At 42.0% G+C, this 22,055-nt stretch carries 20 protein-coding genes, 1 pseudogene and 1 riboswitch; of the genes and pseudogenes, 4 read left to right on the top strand and 17 right to left on the bottom strand.

Translation table 11 applies throughout. The features are described 5' to 3' along the window. The first annotated feature begins 659 nt into the window (after nt 1–659). Nucleotides 660–761: riboswitch (SAM riboswitch) on the top strand. 140 nt (nt 762–901) lie between these two features. Continuing rightward, nucleotides 902–2,005 (top strand): 5-methyltetrahydropteroyltriglutamate--homocysteine S-methyltransferase, encoded by a 1,104-nt coding sequence (locus tag MKX97_RS04185; RefSeq protein WP_342537040.1) that lies wholly within the window; start codon nt 902–904, stop codon nt 2,003–2,005. Nucleotides 2,006–2,123: 118 nt separating this feature from the next. Here MKX97_RS04185 and MKX97_RS04180 read toward each other — a convergent pair whose 3' ends face one another. Beyond that, entirely contained in the window at nt 2,124–3,434 is a 1,311-nt protein-coding gene (locus tag MKX97_RS04180; protein WP_342537039.1) for a Na+/H+ antiporter NhaC family protein, read from the bottom strand. 471 nt (nt 3,435–3,905) lie between these two features. After that, nucleotides 3,906–4,133: a DUF5320 domain-containing protein gene (locus MKX97_RS04175; protein ID WP_342537038.1), complete on the bottom strand. Its 228-nt coding sequence runs from the start codon at nt 4,131–4,133 to the stop codon at nt 3,906–3,908. A 122-nt stretch (nt 4,134–4,255) separates the two neighbouring features. Between MKX97_RS04175 and MKX97_RS04170 the strand changes: the two genes are divergently transcribed. Both MKX97_RS04170 and MKX97_RS04165 read left to right on the top strand, forming a co-directional pair. Next, nucleotides 4,256–5,092, top strand: a complete 837-nt coding sequence (locus MKX97_RS04170; protein WP_342537037.1) for an endonuclease — start codon at nt 4,256–4,258, stop codon at nt 5,090–5,092. A gap of 517 nt (nt 5,093–5,609) precedes the next feature. After that, complete coding sequence (locus MKX97_RS04165; protein WP_342537036.1) at nt 5,610–7,334, top strand: reverse transcriptase domain-containing protein; 1,725 nt, start codon at nt 5,610–5,612, stop codon at nt 7,332–7,334. 1,003 nt (nt 7,335–8,337) lie between these two features. Here MKX97_RS04165 and MKX97_RS04160 read toward each other — a convergent pair. From MKX97_RS04160 to MKX97_RS04090, 15 genes and pseudogenes are all read right to left on the bottom strand, one after another. Next, nucleotides 8,338–9,045 (bottom strand): hypothetical protein, encoded by a 708-nt coding sequence (locus tag MKX97_RS04160; RefSeq protein WP_342537035.1) that lies wholly within the window; start codon nt 9,043–9,045, stop codon nt 8,338–8,340. Nucleotides 9,046–9,187: 142 nt separating this feature from the next. Beyond that, a complete protein-coding gene (locus tag MKX97_RS04155) occupies nt 9,188–10,126 on the bottom strand; it encodes a hypothetical protein (RefSeq protein WP_342537034.1) in 939 nt (312 codons plus the stop codon). 462 nt (nt 10,127–10,588) lie between these two features. Continuing rightward, nucleotides 10,589–10,702: pseudogene (locus MKX97_RS04150) on the bottom strand (flagellin); the annotation flags it as partial. 343 nt (nt 10,703–11,045) lie between these two features. Then, nucleotides 11,046–12,188, bottom strand: coding sequence for a flagellin (locus tag MKX97_RS04145; protein WP_342537033.1), 1,143 nt, complete (start codon nt 12,186–12,188; stop codon nt 11,046–11,048). Between the two features lie 294 nt (nt 12,189–12,482). Beyond that, nucleotides 12,483–12,704, bottom strand: a complete 222-nt coding sequence (gene csrA / locus MKX97_RS04140) for a carbon storage regulator CsrA (RefSeq protein ID WP_342537032.1) — start codon at nt 12,702–12,704, stop codon at nt 12,483–12,485. 1 nt (nt 12,705) lies between these two features. After that, complete coding sequence (locus MKX97_RS04135; RefSeq protein WP_342537031.1) at nt 12,706–13,137, bottom strand: flagellar assembly protein FliW; 432 nt, start codon at nt 13,135–13,137, stop codon at nt 12,706–12,708. A gap of 37 nt (nt 13,138–13,174) precedes the next feature. Beyond that, nucleotides 13,175–13,726: a DUF6470 family protein gene (locus MKX97_RS04130; protein WP_342537030.1), complete on the bottom strand. Its 552-nt coding sequence runs from the start codon at nt 13,724–13,726 to the stop codon at nt 13,175–13,177. A 106-nt stretch (nt 13,727–13,832) separates the two neighbouring features. After that, nucleotides 13,833–14,744, bottom strand: a complete 912-nt coding sequence (flgL, locus tag MKX97_RS04125; RefSeq protein WP_342537029.1) for a flagellar hook-associated protein FlgL — start codon at nt 14,742–14,744, stop codon at nt 13,833–13,835. Between the two features lie 18 nt (nt 14,745–14,762). Continuing rightward, nucleotides 14,763–16,283: a flagellar hook-associated protein FlgK gene (flgK, locus tag MKX97_RS04120; RefSeq protein WP_342537028.1), complete on the bottom strand. Its 1,521-nt coding sequence runs from the start codon at nt 16,281–16,283 to the stop codon at nt 14,763–14,765. A 15-nt stretch (nt 16,284–16,298) separates the two neighbouring features. After that, the gene (locus MKX97_RS04115) at nt 16,299–16,802 is read right to left on the bottom strand and encodes a flagellar protein FlgN (protein ID WP_342537027.1); all 504 of its coding nucleotides are present in this window, start codon (nt 16,800–16,802) and stop codon (nt 16,299–16,301) included. Between the two features lie 18 nt (nt 16,803–16,820). Next, nucleotides 16,821–17,087, bottom strand: coding sequence for a flagellar biosynthesis anti-sigma factor FlgM (gene flgM, locus MKX97_RS04110; protein WP_342537026.1), 267 nt, complete (start codon nt 17,085–17,087; stop codon nt 16,821–16,823). Nucleotides 17,088–17,209: 122 nt separating this feature from the next. Then, the gene (locus MKX97_RS04105) at nt 17,210–17,626 is read right to left on the bottom strand and encodes a TIGR03826 family flagellar region protein (RefSeq protein WP_078817252.1); all 417 of its coding nucleotides are present in this window, start codon (nt 17,624–17,626) and stop codon (nt 17,210–17,212) included. Between the two features lie 6 nt (nt 17,627–17,632). Continuing rightward, complete coding sequence (locus tag MKX97_RS04100; RefSeq protein WP_342537025.1) at nt 17,633–18,250, bottom strand: phosphoribosyltransferase family protein; 618 nt, start codon at nt 18,248–18,250, stop codon at nt 17,633–17,635. Continuing rightward, nucleotides 18,247–19,560, bottom strand: a complete 1,314-nt coding sequence (locus MKX97_RS04095) for a DEAD/DEAH box helicase family protein (protein WP_342537024.1) — start codon at nt 19,558–19,560, stop codon at nt 18,247–18,249. Before MKX97_RS04095 ends, MKX97_RS04100 begins: the two co-directional genes overlap by 4 nt. A gap of 75 nt (nt 19,561–19,635) precedes the next feature. Then, complete coding sequence (locus tag MKX97_RS04090) at nt 19,636–20,484, bottom strand: DegV family protein (protein WP_342537478.1); 849 nt, start codon at nt 20,482–20,484, stop codon at nt 19,636–19,638. Nucleotides 20,485–21,181: 697 nt separating this feature from the next. On the opposite strand from MKX97_RS04090, the gene MKX97_RS04085 reads away from it, so the two are divergent. After that, nucleotides 21,182–21,958, top strand: a complete 777-nt coding sequence (locus MKX97_RS04085) for an enoyl-CoA hydratase-related protein (RefSeq protein ID WP_342537023.1) — start codon at nt 21,182–21,184, stop codon at nt 21,956–21,958. Nucleotides 21,959–22,055 lie beyond the last annotated feature (97 nt).

Below are 22,055 nucleotides of genomic sequence, written 5' to 3'. Positions count from 1 at the left end.
ACCTTATTTGGTTTAATGAGAAGACATACATTTTGATGGGTATGATTATGACAAGTGAGTTCTATGTGTCTGTCGTGAATTGACAGAACAAGTAGATTTCCTTTTATACTCCATGGCTAAAAAGTACGTATTTTTATGGTTCACGCTTATTCCATAGAAACCACCGGATATGCCTTTCCTTTATGTTTCACTTTTCTGCTTCAACAAAAGCACTTAACTTGGATTTCAATCCACACTCTCTATACAGAGAATGACTGCGATATATTGTGTTCATCAATACTTTAAATACTATATAGTGCAGTTAAAATCGTATTTCCCTAGATATGCAAACTAATATTCCTGATTTAAAGAGGATTTTGCTGTTTTTTTGTGCAAACCTCCTAGGGAATTTATGGGCACTTAGGGTCGCACTTTGTGATTCTCTCAATTATATCACACGTTATCAATTCTTTTTAAACTTGTATTTGACTAGTACCGATAATCCCGTAGAGACTTCTTCCTTAGAGAAATAGATAGACCATGTAAGTAATTCAGGAAATGTTCAAGTTGTGTGATGAACTGGTACGACAAAATCATACTCAGATACAATCTATCATTTATTTATTGACAATTCTTTTCTACATGGTATATTGAGTTCTAACAACTTAATATTTTGAAATTTCTTATCTAGAGAGGTAGAGGGACTGGCCCTTTGAAGCCTCGGCAACGGACTTTTATAAGAACTGTGCCAATTCCAGTAGCATAATGCTAGAAGATAAGATGAGCAGGTAATTCCAATTTGTCTACCTATCCCTCTTCTTATTTATTAGGAGAGGGTTTTTGAATTTGGGAATTACCAAGGACATAAATTAATTTCGGTCCTACATTTTAATTAAAATTATAAAATAAGGAGTGGGTATTGATGGTAAAGACATTAGTCAAAGCGCCGTTTAGAGCGGATCACGTGGGGAGTCTATTACGACCGGAAAGAATTCATCAGGCAAGAAAGGATTTCCAAGAAGGAAACATTTCTTCACAAACGCTGCATGAAATCGAAACAGAGGAAATTAAACATATCGTTGATAAGCAAATCGAAGTAGGTTTGAAAGCAGTGACAGACGGAGAATTCCGCCGCAGATTTTGGCATACGGATTTTATTGAGCATTTAAACGGAGTGGAAGGCTACATCCCGGAAGAAGGCTTTTCATTCAAAGGGGAAGAAACGGAAAGATACGATGTACGGGTTATCGGGAAAGTCTCCTTCAATCAGGACCACCCACAAATAAAAGACTTCATCGAATTTAAAGAGATCGTCGGGGACCGTGCCATTGCCAAACAAACGATTCCGAGCCCCAACCAATTATTTAACGCGGGCATCCGCAACCCGGACATTTACCCGGACATTGAAGAATATGCAAAAGATATTATCAGTACGTACCGTGAGGCAATCCAAGCCTTTTATGATGCCGGTTGCCGATATTTACAGCTGGATGATGTATATATCGCCGGTCTGAACGCTTCCGAAATCCCATTTAACGACAGCGGTCATTCCCGCGAAGAGTTAATTGACTTAGCATTACGGGTTGCCAATGGCGTGTTGGAAGATAAACCGGAAGACCTGATCGTAACGACCCATCTTTGCCGCGGGAACTACCGATCTAATTGGGCTTTTGAAGGCAGCTATGCTAAAATCGCCCCTGTATTGTTTGCAAAGGAAAAAGTGGACGGATTCTTCCTGGAATACGACGATGATCGTTCTGGAGACTTCAAACCATTGGAATACATACCAAACCGTGGCGCTCAAGTCGTGCTGGGCGTATTCACATCCAAACATGGTAAATTGGAAAGTAAGGAAAATATTAAAGCGCGTGTGGAAGAAGCAACAAAATATGTCCCATTGGAGCAATTATGCATCAGCCCTCAATGTGGCTTTGCTTCCACTCATCATGGCAATATTTTAACCGAAGAAGAACAATGGGCGAAGTTAAAATTCATTGTAGATATTTCCAAAGAGATTTGGGGATAAGAATTGAGCGAACGGCTTACAGAGCTGTTCGCTTTTTTGGGTTTGTTCGAGGTACCAGGTCCCCACATATGACTTCTTGGACAACTTCTTTTTGGATTGAGATGAAAAATCGTACTCCTTACTCCTTTTTCTCCGCCACTTTAAACCTCGGAAAACCAACCAAAATCGCGATGACACAACAAATTCCCATCAATACAGGATAAAATGAATACATGATAATGCTCACAGGTGAAATGGCAGCGAGCCCCGAAGCAGCAAGCATTTGTACACCATAGGGCAAAACACCTTGCCAAACGCTAGAGAACGTGTCGAGCAAACTGGCCGATTTGCGGGGATCGATCTCATATTCATCCGCGATATGCTTCACGACCGGTCCAGTTATAATAATGGCGATTGTGTTATTCGCGGTCGCAATATCCGCTGCACTCACTAAACCGGCAATACCAAATTCGGCTCCCTTTTTCGTTTGAATCTTACTCGTAATCATGCGCAATAAATAATCAATACCACCGTTATGCTGAATAACCCCAACGATGCCGCCAATCAAAATCGACACCATAGCCAAATCCTCCATCGCGACAACACCGTCAGCGATTGCCTGCAGATAGCTTTGCAAGTTGTAGGAGCCGTCCATCAAACCAATCGCACCAGCAATAATAATCCCGCCTGCTAACACGATTAACACATGTGTACCAACCAAAGCACCGACTAAAACAGCCAGATACGGCAAGATTTTCACGAATTGGTACGGGTAGTTACCTGTTAGATCAGCAGTATTGCCGTGCGTTAAGAAGCCAAGAAGAATCATCGTCAAGATCGCACCCGGCAGGACAATAAAAAAATTCACTTTAAACTTATCTTTCATTTTCGTATGCTGCGTCCGGACCGCTGCGATCGTTGTATCCGAAATCATGGACAAGTTATCCCCAAACATCGCGCCACCAATAACAGTCGCCATGGCAAGCGCCACCGGAATATCCGTCTGACTGGCAATACCCACTCCGATCGGTGCCAACGCGACAATCGTTCCCATCGAAGTCCCCATCGAAATAGAGATGAAGCAGCCAATAATAAACAAACCGACCATGAGTAAATTCGCTGGCAACATCGACAAACCGAGATTGACCGTTGATTCAACAGCACCCATTCCCTTGGCGACACCTGCAAAAGCACCAGCCAAAAGAAAGATAACCGCCATTAAAAGGATATTTGGATGCCCCGCGCTCTTCATGAAAATATCAACTTTGGTGCTGAAAGACTCCTTTCGATTCATCACAAGCGCGACTGCTGCCGCAATGAGAATGGCTACGTTCAGCGGCATGATAGAAAAATCTTTTGTAACGATACCTGAGCCGATGAAAAGAATTACAAAAACAATGAGCGGTAAAAACGAAAGGAGACTTCCTTTTTTCATGGTGTTGTTTGACATATCTATTCCTCAATTTCTTATCGTATATGGTAAGCATATTAGTTTACCATATATGAGGGGCGTTTCGACAGCGGTTATACTTTTTCCGTGCCATTTCTCATGCTTGTCTGTGCGCAAAACAGACATGACTATTTCGATAGGCGCGTTTGTTTATTCATCCACGGGGCCTGTTTTAGTTTTGTGGTGTATAGACAAGTTAAAACCATTTCTATGCTTATGCAACACTAGCGACTTATTCGTATAGCACGCATAATCTTTAAGTTTGTAAAGGTTTTTAAATTGCTGTTGAGTATTTGAATCGTCACCTTGTCTACACTTTGATTTTGGCCATGCAGAATGTCTTTCATTTGAGCAATCATTTTCTGCGCAAATGCCTTTTGATTAATTACAGTGATTTCATTTTTTTGTGTTGTCATCTGCGATAAATCAGTAAGGGATTGCGGATTAGTAAAATTGAACAACTGATATTATTTAAGATAGATAGTTCTCCAACGACCTAATTGCATCCTGATGTTCTTGCATTTGCTTATTCGACCGCTCTTGCTCATGCAGAGACAATCGGTGCTCTGTGGCGTATCTAGCAATCTCTTTCATCTCATGTAACCTGCGTTCGATCTCTGCAAGAATCCGATCCTGTTGCTTGACCCACTCCAGTTGCTGTTTAAGCAGTTCGAGTTCATCTTCAGAGTTCTCATACATAGCCGTCGCCTCCCTTTTCGTGAAGTATTACTTTTTATATCGGCTAATCAGGCATATTATCTACTGTTCCAAGTAGGATTAAGTCAACAAACATAGTATAGAACAAATATTCCTACAGGCTGGTGAATTCAAAGGAAGGCAACGAGCAATTATATTATCGTATTTGTGGGAAGTTGCTGGGGGATGGCTGTATAACGAAGCAAGGGAATCGGAAACCGAGGTTTCAATTCATTCACCGAATTGAAGATGTAGGCTGGTCAGAACACTGCTATTCACAATTAAAAGAGTTCATACCACTCACTCCCCCTGTTTATAAAAGAGTCATAGATCCACGTCTTAAAAAAGGTTTTTCGGAATGTTACACAGTACAATCAAGGACGCATCGAGTGATTACCGGGCTATATCAAATATGGTATCCAGCCGGCAAGAAGAAACTGCCTTTCCACTTCCTAAATCGCTATTTAAACGAGGAAGCATTGTCTTGGTGGTTTCAGGATGATGGACACCTAAAAGTCGTGAACGGTAAAATGTGCAAAGTCATCTTATCAACAGACAGTTTTTCTTTCGAGGAAAACAACCAATTAATATCGTTGCTATTCGATAAGTTTGGTTTACTCTTTAAAATTGACGGACAAAACAGATTAATTCTTTATGATCAGTTTCAAATTATCTACTTCCTAAAACTGGTCTCTTCTTGGATGAACGAAGCAATGATACGAAAAGAAGCAGTCGAATTGCCACCGCGACCGGTTTCGAAACGGACGACTATCTACTTGCCATCAACGATTTTCCTCAAAAAGCCAACTGCAGAGATTAATGAAAAACTAAACAAGTTGGATACATTTATTTGCCAAGAAGGTAAAATTGTTTGTCATGCTTTATTGTTTAAGCTATTTAATAGAAGTTGTTCCACAGTGTCAGAAACGAATGCTTATCAAATTAGAATTCAAGATGTCTAGCATGAAAAATTAGCTAGTATACGGCAACAAGCCGGGTTAACGGTAAGCCAGCTGGTTGATTATTGTTTTAGGGTGTCAAGTGTTTAAAATTCAGATTCGTATCTGAATTGTGTGATTCGCAGGTACTCCAAAAAAGCACAGTTACCCCAACTCTTCTATTAGCTAGTTGGCGATTTATTTTCTGAAGAAAATGTATGTTTTTGACCATTGAATTGTGTTGGAATTATGTTGGGATCTGGTACCTTCGTTAAGATTGTGAATTGTGTCGTTTACAATTAAACTAATTTAACAGAAAATCATTAATTTATAAGCCAACATGTTAAGGGTACAAATATATTTTGTACATGGTATAATAGCATCGGAGTAGCTTCGAACATCAAAGGTGAAATCGCCTGGTTATGATAACTTTAAAGGAATATTTATTCCTGTCAGCACGTTTACTATTTTGTCTACTTTGCACGCTAGACTTAGAAAAGTGGAATGGCTGCTCCGTCTTTCCACAAAAAGAGGTGCCCATTTGCAACCAAAATTAGTTAAAGATATCGATACACTCAAATTCTTGTTTAAAAATTTGAAATCATTCGACGATGTCGCTTGCTTGCTAGAAGTTGAGAAAAAGACGTTATGGGAAAATGTCATCGCACATAAACGTTACTTTGACTTTGAAATACCCAAAAAAAGGTCTAATGAAGTACGTACTATCAACAAGCCTGCAAAAAATCTAGATATCATTCAAAAAAAATTTAATTACATTCTTTCGAATGTATATGGTAAACCAAGTAAACCTGTACATGGTTTTACACCTGACAGAAGTATTAAAACTAATGCTTCAACACATTTAAAGAAAAACTTAATATTAAATATAGATTTAAGTGACTTTTTTGGTAGTATTAATTTCCCTAGAGTAAGAGCCATGTTCATGTCCTATTTTAGGTTCAATAATGAAGTAGCGACAATTCTGGCAAATATTGTATGCGACAATAATAATGCATTACCCCAAGGCGGAGCCACCTCACCTATCATATCTAATATAATATCTTTCAAATTAGATAAACAGCTTAGCAAACTGGCTAGGAACTCTGGTTGTCTATACACCCGTTATGCTGATGATATTACTTTTTCAACAAATCGTCATGAATTTAGTAATGACATTTTTAATAGTGAAGAGGATATTTGGGATGTAAGCGAAAAAGTGAAGTCTATAATTAATAAAAATGGTTTCCAAATAAATATTAATAAAACCAGAATATCAAATCAAACAAATTCTATGTATGTTACAGGCATAAAAGTTAATGAAAAATTAAATGTTAAAAGAACATACGTGAGAAGAATTCGTTCTATTTTACACTCAATTGAAAAGAACATTGACAATATTCCTTATGCACGGAATTTGTTTTCTGAAAAGTATAGGCGTAGACATACATTTTTTTCTGATTACGACATGTTTAATATTTTAAGAGGGCTTATCTCTCATATAGGTTTTGTTAAAGGTAAACAAGACGGAATATACCAAAAATTCGCAAAGAGGTATAATGATATAGTTAAAACCTTAAATGAAAATGGTTCTAAAAATTACCCATATATTTATCGTCCTCTAACCTCTAAAGAATTTAGACAGAGAAATGTGTACGTGGTAGAGGAAGATATTGTGAATTATATTTTAGGGGATAGAATAGCTAAAACGTTAGAATCGAAACAAGGCAGTGCATTCTTATTAAAAGGTTATGGTTTAATTACTAATTGGCACGTTGTTAGTCCTTATATTGATAATGTGTTAAATAATGAGCTTGCTAAATTTAATTCCGAATACTATATCCCCATTAGTAGATCAAAGTACTCTGACGAAATTAGTTTCGCTAAAATACTTGCATATGATAAGTCCCGGGATTTAGCGGTATTAGAAGTTGATAGTATTAACGTAGAAAACAGTGGATTTAATTTCAACTTAAACATATCCGAAAACATGCCTTGTGTATTGCTAGGCTATCCAGAATATATACAAGGTCAAATACTGCATGAGGTAGAAGGTAAAATTCAAAGTCAAAGAATCGCAAGATATTATCCCGAGGAATTTATTCGTTATACTACGACAATGTCAATACTTGGAGGGAACAGTGGTGGTCCAATTGTTAACTTTAATAATGAAGTTATTGCGGTAGCGGTTAAAGGCAGTAACAATACTGTGTCAGAGGTAATTCCAATTGCAGAATTACTCCTGTTAATCGAGAAGTCAATCTCATAATTATTTTACATGCCACTCATTAGCTCTCACTAATTGTGAACAATATAGACCCACCAATAACCTACTGCTAATCGACAGAATCAGTGAGGTCTAGTTGCCGACTATTCTGATCTAATTTTCTTATTGCACTGTTAATGGACATCATACCCGAAAGTATGCTTGTTCATGTGGCCATCAGAATTAGTAAGAGGAGGTTTGAGGGTTTATTTCTACCCGCTTTAAAATGATATGCTAAAATCGTCCAACGCATGTAGCGATCAAGTAGAACTTAATTGTGTGGGGATCTGGTATGTAATACTTACGAGCAGGGTGGCAGTACAGACTTTTCAAGAGGGGTCTAAGTGAGTACCTGTATATTTTACTCAACATTTTTGCCTCGTATGCATAAACATATAACTAAATGGTAGAGTAACAATGACAAATACGCCTGAATATGGATGCCTAGTCTGGTAATTACCGTGAATATGTGGTGTCACGAGTGGGCTCCCCAATATTTATCCTAAGACCAACCTTTATTGTTATAGTTGGTCTTTTTTGTTTGGTCTTTTGAGCCGACGTGCGTGCCACTAGGGTGGCTGCATCTGATATCCCGTTATCACATAAGGCCCATCGTTTCTCCAAAGAAATAGATAGGGTATGTATACAAAACAGAATTGTGTTTGAAGTGTTTGGGGTCCAGGTATGAAATTCAGGCGGAATATTCACTGACAACCATTTAGTTGCCACCGATGATTTCTCTCTTAAAGCCGGCTGCAAGGATTAATGAAAAACTAAACAATTTACACTTATCTGCCATGAAGTATAAATTGTTTGCCGTGCTTCATTTTGTATCGGTTTCTGGAGCAGATTATCTGCTGGGTTCCAACAACATTTAGAATGGTTAATAACTAAGCTGTATTTGGATACTCTGGAAACAAGGGCAAAGGGAAGAGTTGTTAAGAGAGAGGAAGTATCTGAATTCTATGATGAACAGGTTAAACCCGCTAGCTCAACATGAATTAGTTTACTTTCCAAGTATACCGAAGTGAGAGATAACTAATTGAAGTATAAAAAGAAGCACTCCACCTATAACAACTGAAATAAAATTGTGATTAAAAAAGTCCCATACATTTCTACGGAATTTATTTTTATCTTTCAACAGATAATTATAGCTGTCAGACTCTTTCATATGCTCCATAATTCCATGATAATTTCTATGCCACTGCTCACCAAGAAACTCTTCATCCCTATCTTCCAAAATGAATTTACTATATAAGTCTGGCCTGCTTGCCTGATTGTCTATAATTCCTTTTGTCGCTGGGGTTTTCAAATAATAGAACATAACTGATACAAATGCTTCTCCTACCCTGATTGTTATAGGTTTTTCACTGTAGTTTGTAACAGTAACTAACGATAAGCCATACCATTGAGGATCTAGCGTCGTTGATATATTGCTTAGACCCTTTGCAACCAATGAGACTCTCGGGTGATAAGACCCTCCTATTCTTCTGGAAACCCATACTGCCTCTCTAGTAAAAATTGAAACTGTACCTTTTGCGGGTATATTAATCTTTTTCCCATCCACAACAGACTTTTTAGATTGCACATCCCAAGCATGAGGGCTAGCTGTTAAATTTATGGAGCTACCTTTAATATTCTCTACCATAAGAGGGTGAATCCCGATGTTTTTTCTCTTTATTAATTCCCTTTTTATATCATTGTTACTAAGCAACAAGCGCTTCACCCGCTTTCATTAGAAAAATACACGAATGGCATATATCGATCTGATAGTACAATAAGTAGTCACTAGCTTTGAATCAATGTATGCAATTCAGAGTTTCATCAAAATTTTGTGCAGCACAGAAATCCCCCAATTATTGATAGTTTGATATTTGAAACCTTTTGAGCTGCAAAAAACTCAAGCTATAATTTTCGCAGTTCTCATCTAACGTATAAAGAAGGAGATCCCAATATATTCTTCTCAAATATTCAATAAATTGCTTATCCAATTTTTTTATTTTACCTTTATGGACTAGATCTCCTCTAATACTCTGAATAGGACCAATCCCAAACGTCTGACCTGCTGTATTATCATCCATTAAATACATTTCTTTAAATGCATTCTTTATATTGGCAATATTGGACTTTTTACAATCACCAAGAATCTCTATCGCAATCCATAATGTCAAAAAAGCATCCTCAACTTGCTGATTAATGTGTTTATAATACCACCGTAAACTGAGCATAATTCTTTCCTTGTCTTCAGTCGTCCGTTTGTTAATCAATCCAATTGCCCTGTTAATTTTATTTATTGACTCGATGTCGACTGTAGTGCCGTTCCTTTCACTTTTAAATGTAATCGGGAACGTCTGGATAAATCCCTGTGTCATAACCTGGATTTTAAAACATTCGCTATGTAAAATTTCCTCTCCTGAAAAAATTGAAATTAAAGAGGAAAGTTCTTTTTCCAAAAATTCTTCCTTGTCTATTCCATAATGTATAAGAAACAAATACGAACCTGCGTCAAATTCTTTAGCGCCTCCTGATTGCATCTTAAAACCCATTCCTATTTCCGAAATTTTCATAGATACCGAACCGTTAATTTTAAATCCTTTTAAATATGCAACTATGCATAGATGGTTATCCATTATTCTAAAAATCGAATACATTTTTTGTTGAAAGTAATCCTTCTCTAATCCAAATAATCTAAAACAAGTTAGATTGAAGCTTTCAATTTCATACTTATTGTTCAAGGCCTGAGCAACAATTTCCTTGGTATTCAACACTGTATTATCGTTTAAAACAAAATTCAATGCTTAGCCCCCTAAAACTTCATAATAGCTTTAGCCTAATTATGTATTTAAAAACACGATCCGATAACTCGGATCGTGTCTTTTTAACCAAATTAACGTAACAATTGAAGTACGCCTTGTGGTTGTTGGTTGGCTTGCTTTGCCGCCATGTCTTTCAATCATGGAATAGACTATATCTTCACCCTTAAACCATCCAAGGGGCTGGGCACTTCGAATGTTACGACTCGTAACACCCTACGGATTTCATCGTCATAGCGGTTGCCTTAGACGGTATATCCTAGTCGTTGAACGTTCCCCACGGTTTCCCGACAGGGGCTTCGCTGCTGATTGTCCAATCTCTTCTTTTTCGAGCCGTCGCGTTTACCGTTTCCAGTTCCGCTGTGGCAGAAGAGCTCTCAGGAGGTTCCAGCAATTCACCCAGTGATGCCCTAACCAGTTACCCAGTTAGACGCCCGTACAACATTATCGAAGAAGTTGTAATACTCCTTGCGATGACTGCTGTGCTTGAGCCAACATTGCTTGTGCTGCTTGAGTTAAGATGTTGTTCTTCGTGAAGTCCATCATCTCTTTCGCCATCGTGCGAACATTAGCTTTCACTAATGACTAGACTATATCTTCACCCTCCACTCTGGGTAGGGGCCGGGCACTTCGGGTTGGCAAGTTACTCAGTCTTGCGTTTCCTACGGATTTCATCATCATGGCTTGCGCGTTAGATGGTTTATCCTAGTCGTTGAACCTTCTCCACTCTTTCGAGACAGGAGATTGGCTGCTGATTGCCCAATCTGTTCTTTTTTCAAGCCTTCACGCTTACCGTTTCCAGTTACGTTGTGGCAAGAACAGTTTCAGGGGTTTCCAGCAATTCACCCGGTCGTACTCTCTGACCGTTACCAGTCAGGACGACTGTGTTTGTCTCAGTTGCTTACGCAGCTGATAAAACATAATCCACGTCGCGGATACGTGATTCCGCAGCAGTAAGGTTTTCGGAAGAAGTACCGAGGTTATTGATTGTGTGTTCCAAGCGGTTTTGCATTGCTCCAAGCTTAGAGCGTTCAGCAGAAACCTTTTCAATAGCTTCATTTATTTTTGTAATCGAGCCAGATGCTTGTTCTCTAGATGATACATCTGAACTATTAATAGTGAATTTAGACCCGGCAGCTAACGCTGTTTCAAGTCCAAGGTCTGAAGCTGCTATCGTTGTAGTTTTACCGTTTAATGTTATCTCATCCGTACCAGTAAGTTCACCAACAACCTGGCCATCCTTAACTAAATCTGTACCTTTGATTTCATAATTACCTGCAGACAATTGTTTACCTGCGTCTGTCAATCCCTGTTTTAATTCAGCTTTCTCGCCCTTAACTGTAATAACAGAGTCTTTAGTTAGTAGATCAGTGAAACCTACTGCGCTAGTCTGGCCTGCTACAGTAAGTTCTCCTGCAGCTATTGCACCGACAACGTTTTTATTTGAGTCCAAAAGATTTGCCCCGTCACTACTTACAGTATAAACACCATCTTTCAAACCAGTTGCTGCCACGTCTGATTCTACTGTTGCACTAGATGTCAATCCAAGTGCTGACGATCCCATAGCAGAAATGGTAAGATCAAGTTTTTGTCCTTCATTAGCGCCAATTTGGAAAGTACCCTTAAAAGATCCATCAATAAGACTCTGAGTGTTAAATTCAGTAGTATTAGCAATTCTATCAATTTCTTCACTTAATTGATTAAGTTCTTTTTGGATTTCTCCACGATCTGTATTTGTGTTTGTATCACTTGAAGATTGTACTGCTAATTCACGCATACGTTGAAGAATGTCATGTGTTTCATTCAAAGCGCCTTCAGCAGTTTGGATCAAGGAAATACCATCTTGTGAGTTCTTTTGAGCCATATCTAATCCACGAATCTGACCGCGCATTTTTTCAGAGATTGCTAGACCTGCTGCGTCATCTCCAGCACGGTTGATTTGAAGACCAGAAGATAGTTTCTCCAAGTTTTTAGAAGCTTGTGCGTTGTTTGAACCTAGTTGACGGTGTGTATTAAGTGCTGCGATATTATGATTGATAATCATTTTATTTTCCTCCTTGAGTGTTTGTTGGGTTCACATCCTTGTGACCCGATTTTTTGGGCGGTTGATGGATCCGGCCGGTCTCTATCTCCCGCTTACACTACTAATATCGGATGGGTGGGTGTAGTGTTTAGTAGTTTATGAAAGTTTTTTTGGATTGTTTTTAAATGTGGAGGAGTTGTGGCGGTTGGTTGGTTAGCTGATAGGATTCTTATTGATGCCGGGATGCCAAGTGCCGTCACAATTCACGAATTACGGTGAATTGTGGCGGGAGCCTGGTGGGCTGTTGGTTGGTGGTTAATCTTTTTTGAGTAGGGTGGTAAACAGGTTGGCGTCCAGGGTGATGGCTTCAGTGTTGTTTTCAGTGATGGATTGAACTAGTTCTCCACGTAGGATGTCGACTGACTTTGGGGCTTCAATTCCGATACGTACTGTGTCACCCTTTATTTCAAGAATGCGGATTTCGATATTGTCTGCGATTTTAATGGTGTCGTTTGTTTTTCGTGAGAGGACGAGCATGTTAGTTTCCTCCTTTGCCGATTGAGTGTCTGACTTCGAAATGGGTATCGTTCAGGATCATTTGTTTTGCTGTTTTGTTGTGCAGTTGGAAAATTAATGGTGCCTGAAGGTTTATTGTTGATTGTTCGAATGGTTGTTTCATGGATAGGATGCCTAGTACCATGATGTCTTCTGGTTTTGTAATTTCTAGTAAGTCAATAGTTGGTTCATCGATTTCGAATGAGTAGTTGTCGACTATGGTGTATGGGTTGGCGACGATGAAGGCCGTATTGGCATTTTTTGTTGATTGGAGCACTTGGAATGCTGTATTGCCTTCGATTGGTAGTAGGGCGAAATTGGTTTCTCCTTCGAATCCTGGCAGACCTTTTGGGAAGTGCCAGTTTTCGGTTGGTTCGATATGGACAGAGCCGTGGAATTTCGTTTGGATTTGCATGTTGGTTGCTCCTTTTATCATTGTTTTGATACTAGTTTTAGATTTTCCAGTCGATGTCGATGGAGTTGTATTGTTCCATTACACCGGTTACTTTTCCTTGGGTGTAGTTGTGGATTGGACGGTTTGCTTGCGCGTCTACTATCGGCTTTTGTGTTCTTACATCGGTGTCCAATGAGCCAGGTGAGAAGCTCATCTGTAGTTTGGTTCGGTCGCCTACGAAGCGGACGTTGATGTCGGCTTGTGGTCGGTCGGTGTTTTGTTTGATGACGTCGGCTAGGCTGGCTCCATTTTCGATTTTCATTAATTGCTGGCCTTCTTGCGCACGCCTGCCTGCTCCTTCTAATGCTTGTTGCATGCCATATTGAGCATTTTCTGCGCTGCGTCTTAGTGTGCTTTTTAGGTCGATGTCCGCGCGGTTCTCTGTTGTGTCCAATGAGAGTTGCGGTCGTGTTGTGGACATTTCCAGGATGGCAGCCGGTTGTTCGATGCTTTGGGTTGCTTTTGGCTGTTCGATTTCCTGGATTGGTTTATCGATTTGCAGTCCGAGCTTGGCTGATGTGGTTTGGATTTGTAGCTGTGGAATGTTCATTACGTACGGCCCTCCATTCGTATGTATCAAAACGGGTGCCAGGTACGTGCGCAATTCGTTTAGGTAACGAATTGCATTTCATACCTAGCACCCTGAGTATTGTTGTTTATCGCAAGAAATCTACTAGTGACGGTTGGATAATTCGTGCGCCAACCGACAGCGCCGCACGGTGAATGGATTCGGATGTGATGAGTTCTGTAATAACGACTTCATAATCAATATCTTCATTTTCAGAACGTTGTTTTTTTGCTGCGCCTTCTTGCATTTGAAGACGGTTGTCCATGAGTTCAGCGCGGTTGGAACGAGCGCCGATGTCAGCGCGAGCAGTAAGTACCTTGTCTAGATTTTTCTCTATTGAAGATATAGCGCCACTGAAGTCAAAATCATCAGTATTATTATCTACACTGTCCTGAATATCTTTAAAAACCTCATCAATTTGTTTAAACATTGCTCCAGCTTCAGTATTCACTCTCAGGTTTACTCCATCAAACACTTCTATCTCTACCTGTTTTTCATAAGCAGTTTGATTAATTGTAGGTGGAGTATTATCTGTACTTAATTCCGGATATCCGTTTTCCCCATACAACGGCTTGTCTGTAGCAGTACCGCTAAAGATATATTTATCGCCTACTTTTGTATTGGCTAAATCTTGTAGTTGTTCGCGAAGCTGTTTCATTTCAATTTTAATCTTTTCTCTGTCTTCAGGCGTCATGGCTCCAGTATTGGCAGCATTTGTCGCAAGCTCTTTCGCACGATGCAATACTTGCCCAACACCATCTAACGCATCATCCGAACTATCCAACCAATTATTGACTTCTCCTAAGTTTTTTTGGTATTGAGCAACTTTGTCCACTGTCATACCGTAGCCAAGACTTTTCATGACTACAACTGGATCATCAGATGGTCGGTTGACTTTTTTCCCTGTATTCAGCTGTTCCTGCAGTATACCCATTTTGTTATAACTACTTGATAAGTTGCGCAGCATATTATTAGATAACATTGATTGTGTAACACGCATTATGTTTATTCCTCCTTATTATCTACCGACAACGCCCATTCCGTTAATGATTTTATCGAGTGTTTCGTCCATAACAGTGACCATGCGGGCAGATGCATTATATGCCTGCTGAAAACGGATCATATCAGTCATTTCTTCATCTAATGAAACTGAACTGATAGAGTCGCGTCGGTTGGATACTGCACCAAGTAGCGTCAATGAGCTTTTCGTCATTTTTACTGCTTGCTGTCCTTCTACACCGAGTTCCCCAATTACACCCGAATAATATGATTGGATGGTTGTATCTTCTATATCACCAATTTTGATCTTATTAAATTGAAATTTCGAAAGTTCTAATGCTATTTTGCCGTTCCCCACTTCTCCTTTTGCATCTGAAGCATTAAATTTATTTGGATCCTTCTGAATCTCATCTACCACCTTGATAGTGGAAGCACTGTCGCCTTGGAAAAAATCATCAATTTTGGTGCCGGAAAGTGGTTCGCCCTTTGCGTGAATTTTGTTGAACTCTGTAATAAATGCCTTTGCCATATCATCTAACTTTTTCAACATATCAGGATAAAGGCCCTTAACATCATTTCCATCTGGATAACCATAAGATTCTACCAATGATCTTAATTTCCCAGATTCCTGCATATCTTTAACCGTTAAAGGACCGCCAGTCGCGTTACCATTTCCAGTAAAAGTGAATGACTCCATTTTATCAGCACTTGTAGGTTTTCCTTCTCCATCACCATTAACCACTGACATTTTTGCATATTCCTTGCCTTCAATGACAGTTATATCACCGTTCTTGGTTTTAATCTTCACTGTAACTGTACCCTCTGCTATAGCCAGAGCTTTACCTCCAGTAGGTACGTTCTTTACTTCAATTGGCAAGTATGTCGATAATTCATCCAATAACGCATCGCGAGCGTCGTATAGATCGTTCGGCAAATAGCCATTGGGTTCAACTTCTGCGATTTGTTTATTAAGTCCCGCAATTTGATCCATGATGGAATTGATGTCCTTAACAGAAACACCAATCTCCTGCCCAATATTGTCTTGAATTTCTTTCAAGGACTTGTCAATATATTTAAACGAATCGGCAACCGCAACGCCTCGTTCTACGACAACTGCGCGTGCTCCTCCATTTTCCGGATTATTTGCCAATCCCTGCAATGATTGCCAAAACTCACTTAGTGATCCTTGAAGACCGTATTTCGAAGGCTCAGCCAATACATCTTCCATTTGAGCAATATTTTTCGTGCGGTTTTCCCAGTAACCTAGCTGATTGGATTCGTTACGAAACTGCTTATCCACAAATCCATCCCGAATCCGCTGAATCGACCCAGCCTCCACACCTGTCCCTAAAAACCCAGGCATCGTCCCGGCGTTCATCCCCACTCCCGGAAATCCAGAAGTCGCTTGCATATTCACCCGCTGTCTCGAATACCCCAGCGTGTTGGCATTACTAATATTATGTCCTGTCGTATAAAGAGCGGATTGCTGGGTGTACAATCCGCGTTTGCTTGTTTCTAGTCCCATGAATGTTGAGCGCATGTTGTGTTGTCCTCCTTAGGCTTGGGAGTCGAATGAGGAGAGTTTTGGTTTGGCTCCTGGCGACTGCCCTTGTACTTCGTTTTTAGAATAGTTGGCGGTTTCCGGACGCGGACGGACCATGTCCAGCGATAGATTCACAAATTGAAGAGATTGGTAGGTCATTTGTTGGTTGAGTTCGTTTTGCTGTTTCAACTCATGAATCGCATGCAGGAGACGGTCCTTCGCCTCTGCTAACGGTTGTTTGTCCGGTTCGTTCACTAGTTCGATCAGTTGCGTCATCGTCGGTTCAGCAGGGACTGGACTTCCTTGTTCAGTCAAATACTGCTTCACGGCGTTCACGCGTTGTTGGTCCATTTGCACAATAGCCGCCAAATGGGCTTGCTCCTCCTTCAACAGCTGGTCAATCCCGTTGATGTCTCCGCTTTTCAGCAGTGCGGTCTTGTCGTTAGACAGACGGAGCAGGCTCGTATGCAGTTTTTCCAGGTGATTGAGCGTCGTTAAGATCGGTTCAATGGACATGTGGTTCCCTACTTTCTGTTACAGCTTATTGTAATAAGACAGCATGCTGGAAGCGAGTTCTTTTGCATCCACTTGATAATCGCCGGATTGCACTTGCGCTTTCAGCTGTTGCACGCGTTGCTGACGTTCCGTTTCAATAGGTGTTGCCGTAGATAGCTTTTTTGCTTCCGATGAAATTTCCAGTTTGTCGGTCTTCAATTGATTCGTCTGTTTCGCTTGATCCACTTTCATTTGCTGATTGCGGTATGGATTGACCGCAGGGGTGTTGAATCTTTCAATTTTCATAGTTCTCGCTCCTTTCATTTTTAGCCTTCAGATAGGTCCTACTCTTTACTTCGGCAGAATTCCTTAAACGTTTAGAGGCTTTGGGATGAAAAAACGAACAGTACGAACTGCTCGTTTTTTCGTCACTTCCTGTCTTTTTGCGAGTAATACGTCGCTCGGTCTTGTTCTTTCATCGCTTCACGCAGTTCTTCTGCTGCTTCGATCGTATTCAATTCACGTTTGATCTCGTCAGTGCACTTTACGCAAAGTTTACCGGTCGTCGTCAACGAGCCGCATTTGTCGCATGGATAGCCTAAATTCGGAAACAATGCGGGCTGAAGTCTTCCTTTACGCACCCAGCGATGCAGTAAGCTCTCGGTCACGCCTGTAGCTTCGACGATCCGGTCGATGTTTGCCGCACGGTTTTCGCGTTTGCGTAAGAACCGATAGACCGTTTCATACATTTTCTCTTCATTCATTGCACACTTCGCACACACATCCCGGACACCCGTGTAATTGAAAAAATCTCCGCATGTCGGACAATTCCTCAGTTCTGCCATGTCTCATCACTTCTTTCCTGTAGCTCTGAATAATGTCACCGCTTCCACTCGTTCAGCTCCCGCTTGCTTTAACGTATGCGCAGCGTGGTGCATAGTGGTACCGGTCGTATAAATATCATCAACGAGCACATAGATCTTCTCATTACTTATTATATCGGCTGACGCGGTGAATAGTTCAATTATCGCCAGACGTTCACTCCGTGTTTTTTCGCCCATCACCGACTCAGTCGTTTTTTGCAAAAGTTCTTGAAATGGAATGCCAGCAGCTTCGAGCAACGCATCGACTTGCGCGAAAGTCCGCCTCTTTTTACTCGCCGGGTGCATCGGAATCGGCACAATAATCTTTTTCGGATCAATCAACACGCTTCGCAGGTCACTCGCAAATACATGTGCCAGTGCGATATCTTGCAGAAATTTGAATTGGTGCAGGTATTCGCGCGCTTGCTCATTGTATGCATAGAGCGAATGAATGGAGTCCAAGTGATCGGCTTTTGTGATGTTGTCGATCCGTTCGAATTTCGCGAAACACATTGGACAGGTTGAGGTTTGCTTTTCGATGCCTAGAAATTGTTGCCACGTCGGCTGATCGTTGAGTGGTTTTCCGCATAATAGGCAGCTGTTCATAGCAAGGGATCTCCTTGTTTATTAAGCTTACGGATTTCCTGCTTCGCTTCGTCCATTGCGTTCGTGATGCCTTGATGAAACAGCACAAAATCGCCGGATGTATTCGGAACGGAACGCCCGACTCGGCCGCCGATTTGGATGAGTGCACCTTTATTGAAAATCGTCTGTTCCGCGCCGACGACCGCCACTTGCACATTCGGAATCGTAATGCCGCGTTCAAGTATGGTTGTGGTCAAAAGGCCGGGTATTTCTTTTTTCCTTAACAATTGTACGCGTTCTTTTCGATCCGCATGCTCCGCGTGGACAGCACAGATCCTGCCGTCGAGTTGCTGAAAAAGCGGCTCCGCAAGTTCCATTAATTCAATTTGATGAAAGAAGATGAGAAACGGCTGTTGTTTATCCAGGCGTTCTTTCGTCCAATCCAGCAGTTTTTTCGGGATGCGTTTCTTCTTTATTTGTTTTTCATAATTCCATAGCGTCTCGTCGCGCGGCTCCGGCAGTGGCTTCCCGTGATAGCGCCTCGCGAGGATGGAAATATTGCCTGTCTTTTTATTCATCACGAGCAGTTGTGCTGAAGGTGTCGCAGTGACGAAATGAATCGGCGCGCTTGCCTTCGCGGCTTTTCGCACTGCTTGTTGCAGTGTTTCGTCGGCAGTATAAGGAAATGCATCTGCTTCGTCAACGAAGACTGCGTCGAACGCTTCTTGGAATCGATACAACTGATGTGTTGTTGCTAGGATTAGCTGTGCATCGAAATGTTCCACTTCCGCCCCACCATAAAGTGCTTCTATGACGGTATCCGGAAATGCGGTTTTCAGTCGCGGCAGCAATTCGAGGATGACGTCCACTCGCGGCGCTGCGAGACAGACGCGTTTGCCTTCATTCAGCAAGTAATGGATTGGCTGGAACAGCATCTCCGTTTTACCGGATCCGCAAACGGCATACAATAGATGGGAAATGCCTTGCTTCGTGCTGTCGAGCAATTCATTCGTCGCCTTTTGCTGGGCTGGCGTCAAGTTTCCCTGCCAGTCCATTCGATGCTTTTTTGGATAAATCGGAGCTTGTCCTGTCCAGACGAGCAATTCCGAACACCGTGAGACGCGTCCCATTTTTAAGCAGTTGCGGCAGTAAGCACACGTCGTTTCACACTGCGCACATTGGAAACTTGTAAACTTTGATTGGTCTTCATTGAGGCAACGACGGCACGTAAAATGTGTACCGTGCCAAGTCGTTTCAGCTGTGACGCCTTCGATCACCCGAATGAATCCTTGTTCAATTGTCGAGTCAATCGATTCAGGTGGAAACGGCATGACGTGGCGCAGCCAAATGCGGCCTGCCAGGAACTTTTGTAGCCCAGCGTAATTGGCTATAGAAGGAATCCTCCTTTATGTTCCGCGTCGCTTCACCCAACCGAGTCCCATCGCCCCTTCTCCGAGATGGGTGCCTATGACCGGACCAAAATGGCTGATCGTGAAATCGACGTTCGGATGTTTTTTCTCTAAAATTTCTTTCCATTCCACTGCTTGTTCAAAGCGGTTTGCGTGAATGATCGCTGCGTCGAGCAACTGATCTTTCGCATCTTCCGCCAATAAATCCGCAATTCGCTTCATCGCCTTTTTCGTTGTACGGATTTTCTCGAACGGCACGATGACCTTATCTTCGAAATGCAGAAGAGGTTTGACTTGCAGAAGTCCACCGACAATCGCCTGCGCGCCGGATAATCGACCGCCACGCTGCAGATGGGATAGGTCGTCCACCATAAAATAGGCTTTTAGCGTTTTCTTCATTTCATGAAGTTCTTCCAAAATCTTACGTGGTTCGACGCCTTCATTCGCCAGTTGGGCTGCCCGCACCGCGTAAAAACCTTGGGGATACGCGGATATTTCCGAATCAAACGGCAAGACTTCAATATCTTCTACAATTTCACCTGCTTGCATCGCGCCCATATATGTGCCGCTGATGCCACTGGATAGATGAATTGAAATGATAGCGTCATAGTCTTTCGCCAGTTGTGTGTAGAGCGTTTCAAAGTCTCCGATTGCAGGTTGGGATGTTTTGGGAAGCGGACCTTTTCCGCGTACCAGTTCATAGAATGCTTCTGTCGTCAGGTCGACGTCTTCCGCAAACGATTTCCCATCGATCGTCACCATTAAGGGGATGGTGTGTATTCCAAGTTCTTCTTTTATGTCATCCGGCAAATACGCCGTACTATCTGTCACAATCGCTGTTTTCAACATGATCAACTCCTGTCCCCTATTCTACCTGAAATTGTTTAAGTTGGCATCTGTGAAGTTGAACGGTTTTGGGAGAGGGATTGACTTAGTTAGCGTTCCAGGATTTACGCTCCAGACGGGGCGCTTTCCGGAGGGCGTGGCTTGAGCCGCTTCCTTCGCTTCGCTCAGTCCAGGGTCTCAAGGCTCACGCTGATCCTCTCGGAGTCGCCCCGTCTTCCGCTCCAATCCTTAATTTGCTTGGATAGACACATAGCGAGCTCATTATAGTTTTTTAGGTCTTAGAAGTGCTTTCACAGACAGAGTACAAAACTGGCATCTTTCATTGACATAGTTGAAGGGCGTTAGTGATTTCAGCATCAACAAGACCACAGGTAATGCTCCATGCCATTTAGCTTTTGAACTATGATAGGAGAACAATACATTGTCACTTAAAAATTACGATGAACTACACTTTATTCTTACCTTCTCGAGGTAGGGATTGGAGCGGCGGGTGGCGACTCCTGCGGGATTAGCGCGACAGGTGAGACCCCGCAGGAGCGCAGCGAACGAGGAGACTCACCGCGCGCCCCGCGGAACGCGTCCACCCAGAGTGCAAATCCCCGGACCACTCACAATTTCCCACTTCAATTTTCTGACAACAACCTTCCACTCATGCTATCTTGTAAGTAGACTATCCAAACTGAAAGGGGTTTTCAGGATGCAGGAAATTCGTTATGAGCAAAGGAACTCGGTGGCTTATGTGACGCTGAATCGATCAGAGGCGATGAATGCGTTCAACTTTAATCTTCTGATGGAACTCGGGCAAGTGGTGGAGGCAATTCGGATTGATTCCGACATTCGTACGGTCGTCTTCACAGGCAGCGGCGATCGGGCGTTTAGTGTGGGGGCTGATTTGAAGGAGCGGAAACTGTTGACGGAAGCTCAAGTGCGACGGAATCTGAATAAAATTGGCGGCGTTTTTACGATGATCGATCAACTGCCTCAGCCGACGATTGCGGTCATCAATGGCTTTGCGTTCGGCGGTGGGATGGAGCTTGCTTTGGCGTGCGACTTCCGGATTGCGGCGGATGAAGCGGTCATGGGACTGACAGAAACTGGACTTGCGATTATCCCGGGCGCTGGCGGTACGCAGCGGCTTCCTAGGTTGATCGGTGAAGCGAAAGCGCTCGAGTTGATTTTGACAGCGAAGCGATTGACTGCGGATGAAGCACTGCACTATGGAATCCTGACGCAAAAAGCGCCTGCAGATCAGTTGGCGGAAACAACTGAAGCGTTCGTGGCTTCATTGCTTGCAAATGGACCGATTGCAATTCAGCAGGCGAAGTTTGCCATCAAGCAAGGGATGAACGCAGATTTGCAGACGGGGCTTGCGATCGAGCGGAAGGCGTATGAAATGACGTTGCCGACGGAAGATCGGGTTGAGGCGTTGACTGCATTTGCTGAAAAGCGGAAGCCTGTGTTTAAAGGGCGCTGATGATCAAAAAGAGATGGTCAGTTGTTTTTGGTGCTGCGTTTACTTCGTTTGGCGCGGTTCGATAAGAGTTTGGTGCGGTGGTAGCGGGGATTGGTTC

It is taken from the genome of Sporosarcina sp. FSL K6-3508, from assembly GCF_038615825.1.
In the GTDB taxonomy this organism is placed as follows: Bacteria; Bacillota; Bacilli; order Bacillales_A; family Planococcaceae; genus Sporosarcina; species Sporosarcina newyorkensis.
The sequence above is the reverse complement of the archived record's forward strand: the minus strand, read 5'-3'. Positions and strand labels throughout refer to the sequence as shown.

Excerpts from the sequence above, each read along its gene's own strand:
- MKX97_RS04185 (WP_342537040.1), top strand. The coding sequence starts at position 902 with ATGGTAAAGACATTAGTCAAAGCGCCGTTTAGAGCGGATCACGTGGGG.
- MKX97_RS04180 (WP_342537039.1), bottom strand. The coding sequence starts at position 3,434 with ATGTCAAACAACACCATGAAAAAAGGAAGTCTCCTTTCGTTTTTACCG.
- MKX97_RS04175 (WP_342537038.1), bottom strand. The coding sequence starts at position 4,133 with ATGTATGAGAACTCTGAAGATGAACTCGAACTGCTTAAACAGCAACTG.
- MKX97_RS04145 (WP_342537033.1), bottom strand. The coding sequence starts at position 12,188 with ATGATTATCAATCATAATATCGCAGCACTTAATACACACCGTCAACTA.
- csrA (WP_342537032.1), bottom strand. The coding sequence starts at position 12,704 with ATGCTCGTCCTCTCACGAAAAACAAACGACACCATTAAAATCGCAGAC.
- MKX97_RS04135 (WP_342537031.1), bottom strand. The coding sequence starts at position 13,137 with ATGCAAATCCAAACGAAATTCCACGGCTCTGTCCATATCGAACCAACC.
- MKX97_RS04130 (WP_342537030.1), bottom strand. The coding sequence starts at position 13,726 with ATGAACATTCCACAGCTACAAATCCAAACCACATCAGCCAAGCTCGGA.
- flgL (WP_342537029.1), bottom strand. The coding sequence starts at position 14,744 with ATGCGTGTTACACAATCAATGTTATCTAATAATATGCTGCGCAACTTA.
- flgK (WP_342537028.1), bottom strand. The coding sequence starts at position 16,283 with ATGCGCTCAACATTCATGGGACTAGAAACAAGCAAACGCGGATTGTAC.
- MKX97_RS04115 (WP_342537027.1), bottom strand. The coding sequence starts at position 16,802 with ATGTCCATTGAACCGATCTTAACGACGCTCAATCACCTGGAAAAACTG.
- flgM (WP_342537026.1), bottom strand. The coding sequence starts at position 17,087 with ATGAAAATTGAAAGATTCAACACCCCTGCGGTCAATCCATACCGCAAT.
- MKX97_RS04105 (WP_078817252.1), bottom strand. The coding sequence starts at position 17,626 with ATGGCAGAACTGAGGAATTGTCCGACATGCGGAGATTTTTTCAATTAC.
- MKX97_RS04100 (WP_342537025.1), bottom strand. The coding sequence starts at position 18,250 with ATGAACAGCTGCCTATTATGCGGAAAACCACTCAACGATCAGCCGACG.
- MKX97_RS04095 (WP_342537024.1), bottom strand. The coding sequence starts at position 19,560 with ATGCCGTTTCCACCTGAATCGATTGACTCGACAATTGAACAAGGATTC.
- MKX97_RS04085 (WP_342537023.1), top strand. The coding sequence starts at position 21,182 with ATGCAGGAAATTCGTTATGAGCAAAGGAACTCGGTGGCTTATGTGACG.